The sequence below is a fragment of the Enterobacter sp. PL_is514 genome (assembly GCF_055816715.1).
In genome coordinates this window covers 1-2,737 of sequence record NZ_JBVPGN010000007.1, presented here as the reverse complement: position 1 = coordinate 2,737, position 2,737 = coordinate 1, and the positions used below count along the sequence as shown (strand labels likewise).

The 2,737-nt window shown below is 46.9% G+C and carries 4 protein-coding genes; 1 reads left to right on the top strand and 3 read right to left on the bottom strand.

Annotated features, from left to right (window positions below):
• Positions 1 to 194: hypothetical protein (locus AC0TNG_RS00070; RefSeq protein ID WP_473712395.1), on the top strand; the 194-nt coding region annotated here is incomplete at its 5' end.
• Positions 195 to 383: 189 nt separating this feature from the next.
• Here the strand turns inward: AC0TNG_RS00070 and AC0TNG_RS00065 are convergent.
• The 3 genes from AC0TNG_RS00065 to AC0TNG_RS00055 all read right to left on the bottom strand — a co-directional run.
• Positions 384 to 926, bottom strand: coding sequence for an SMI1/KNR4 family protein (locus AC0TNG_RS00065; protein ID WP_196243975.1), 543 nt, complete (start codon positions 924 to 926; stop codon positions 384 to 386).
• A gap of 255 nt (positions 927 to 1,181) precedes the next feature.
• On the bottom strand, positions 1,182 to 1,550 hold the full coding sequence (locus AC0TNG_RS00060; RefSeq protein WP_024906916.1) for a hypothetical protein: 369 nt from the start codon (positions 1,548 to 1,550) through the stop codon (positions 1,182 to 1,184).
• Positions 1,550 to 2,737 (bottom strand): RHS repeat domain-containing protein (locus tag AC0TNG_RS00055; RefSeq protein ID WP_473712396.1); only part of this gene is annotated, 1,188 nt, incomplete at its 5' end. The genes AC0TNG_RS00055 and AC0TNG_RS00060, both read right to left, overlap by 1 nt.

Here is a 2,737-nt window from a genome sequence, read left to right as displayed (position 1 = left end):
TCGTAGCCCACCGCGCCGTTAATGCCGGACTCGCTCAGCACGCGCCCGGCGGCGTCGTGGCGGTATGCGATCTCATCGCTTTCGATACCCAGGGCAACGCCTTCGGCCGTCGGCGTGCGGCGGATGCGGGTAATCTGGCCGCTCAGGTCGCGGAAGTACGTGAGTTAACTGTCCAGCCGATAATTCAATCCTAGCTCTCCCTAGTACATAACTGAAATCTTAATCATTTATGATGGAAAAGATATCCATTATTTCTCTCTAAAAGCAAAATATATATTTCTTGCATAGCGAAGCGGCTGTTGATGCTGTAATCTGCTGCACCAGCTACACCCACCTTACAGTAATAGATGGGCTTCGCCAGGTTCACCACAAGTACACTTTTATTAAAAATCAAGATCGACTTTAACTACTCCTGATGCATCTATTTTATCATCCTGAGCAGTAAGCATATCAACAAACTCATCGAAGGAGTTTGCTATTTTCGTCAGCCCTGAGGTCACTACTGAATCATTGAATATTGGATCAGACTCGTGATCCCAAAACCAGATCTCTCCCGACATACCTCCCTTGAGGCAAAGACAGATTTGATTATCACCAGACGAGGCTCCTATCGGTAACCATTGATCGCGAAAATCATTCCGGTATGTATCAGCAATTTCAAAGACAGTATATTCTTTACCCGATTCTGCAAGGCCGTACAAAGACTCAAGCGTATCGTTTCCTTGCTCATCAGACCACGGAGATGGTTGTAACGCCTTGAAAACAAAATTTATATTAAAAAGAACAGAAGCGCCAAAATGAAGTAAATAGGCACGATAACTTTCAGGGATTAGCCCTATTGATGCTTCTAATGTATTTAAACACTTTATCAGTTCATCTGATGGTAATGATGCAGGTTTCGCTCCAAAACGCTCTATTTTTTTCAACAATGTCCTTTACTCCTCATATTTGGTGCGTAGTCAATATGTGGCACATTACTATGAAGCTCTCGGAAATAGAATTATAATATTAGGATTCAAATGAAGCATTTTATCGGTGGCATCAATTAAATGGTGATCCTGAGCGAGAAAATCATAAATATAAAAAATTGTTAAGTAGATGAAAAATATTCACACTGCGCCTACTTAAACAGAGCTCAATAATAAACCAGCCGGGAAAAAACACCTTTCCCGGCTCGTCATTTATTGTGGGAACTTCCCACCTTTATACGAAGACCATAGATAACTGATGGCCCAATTATTATCCTTTCCAACAACAACGCTTTTAGCAATTAATTCAAAATCATCTGATATGCGTGATGATATTTCTGAATTATTAATTACTCTGAATGATAGCTTAAATGCTTTCTCTCGCAAGGAATTGATATTTTCAATATCATCCGCATCAAAACTTTCATTTTTTAATGAGTTAAACTCTTTCATCCATGCATCATCGAATTCTGGCTCATCTCTAGAATCCAAGGCGCTGTCTGCATCTAATGTTTTGAGAAAATCAAAAACTGATGCAGAGGACAAAAAATTTTCAACTTCAGCTAACTTATTATTACTCATTACATTAACCCTTGTTCTTTTAGCCAGACCTCTATTAAATCAACAGCTTTAACTGGCGTCACATTAGTACCTAACGAATAGGTTCCGTTTGGAGACTTAACATCAACTTTGATATCATCTAATTTGGAATACGCTCTCCTGTAAGCATCAAATAACTCTTTATCTGAACCAGGAAAATCACCTTGTCTTGGCCCTATTGTATCTCTTTCCGCATCATGTAATCGCCAATGATCATGTTCTGGGTTTTCTCCCCTAGGGAATAATGTAGGACGAGTTTTATCTGCTCTAGAAATTTCAAATGGCCGCCCTTTTGATTTGCGGACAGCAGGTACATGATGACCAGACTCGCTAACGCCCATGCACTTCATTAAGCCTAACGGATCTATCCATTTGAGAGGGTTTGGAGCATATTGGTAGAGATTTAATCCCCCCGCTAACCCAATCGGATCCTGCACAATAAACCGCCCGACCTGCGGGTCGTAGTAGCGGAACAGGTTATAGTGCAGTCCCGTCTCACCGTCAGCGTACTGCCCGGCATAGCGAAGCGGCTGGTGTGCCATCGCCGTGCGGTTCACAACCCGTGAGAACCCTTCGCTCTGATGGCGCACTTCGCCAAAGCTGCCGTACTGGCCACTCCAGCGCACCGTGCCGCGCTCGTCTGTGACCTCCAGCGGCGCCCCGTTCAGGTCGGTATTGAACCAGTAAATCTCACCGCTGCTTTGGTCACGAAGGTGATCCACCCGCGCCAGCGGGCTCCAGTCTTCATTCGGGTCGTATACATACGTGCTGTACAGCCCGCTCTCCTGCTGCTCCTGCAGCAGGCGGTAGCCCTGCCACAGGAATCGGGTGTCGGTGGTGCCGTGCGTCGTGGTGACGATTTTGCGCGTGCGGCGGCCCAGCGCGTCGTAGTGATAGCGCGCCTCAAAGCGCCCTTCCGGCCCGGTTCCCCGGGCGGACACCAGACGGTTCTCGGCGTCATAGGCGTAATGCTGTTCATACAGCCCGTTGCGACGGCTGACCAGGTTGCCCCAGTGGTCGTATTTCATGAACAGCGCCTGCCAGTGCTGCAGGCGGTTATCCGTGACCGGTACCGCATCGTCACTGGCGGCGAGGTTATCCGCGGCGTCATAGCTGAACTGCGCGCGGCCGTGCCCATGGCGGGCCTCGTAGTGCTTCAGCAGGCGCCC

What these genes read in the sequence shown, in the direction of transcription:
- AC0TNG_RS00060 (WP_024906916.1), bottom strand. Translation starts at nt 1,550, where the DNA reads ATGAGTAATAATAAGTTAGCTGAAGTTGAAAATTTTTTGTCCTCTGCA.